The sequence below is a fragment of the Bacillus sp. SIMBA_008 genome (assembly GCF_046535495.1).
Classification (GTDB): domain Bacteria; phylum Bacillota; class Bacilli; order Bacillales; family Bacillaceae; genus Bacillus; species Bacillus subtilis.
Genome location: NZ_JAWRWL010001345.1, coordinates 1 through 233 on the forward strand (window position 1 = coordinate 1; position 233 = coordinate 233).

Consider the following 233-nt stretch of genomic DNA (forward strand, 5'->3'; position numbering starts at 1 on the left):
CTTGCGGTGCTCATCCTGGCGGATGCCGCCATCCTGCAGATCCTTCTGGCGGCCACCGAGGTCAGCGCGGCGGTGGCTCGCCTTGTGTCGATGACAGGCGGCCTGGCAGCCGCCTGGCTCTGGGCGAAATCCCTGCCGGTGCCGCTAGAGGTGCGCGCGCCCGCCGGCTTCTGGCCGCTCGCCATCATTGCGCTTTGCCTCAGCTACGGCATTTTTGCGGCCTTCACCGCCCG

General features: G+C 69.1%; 1 protein-coding gene. It reads left to right on the top strand.

Features of this window, described 5'->3' with window-relative positions; genetic code table 11:
• Nucleotides 1–233, top strand: a 233-nt coding sequence (locus SB658_RS27825; RefSeq protein ID WP_410603818.1) for a hypothetical protein, incomplete at both ends; no start/stop codon positions are given.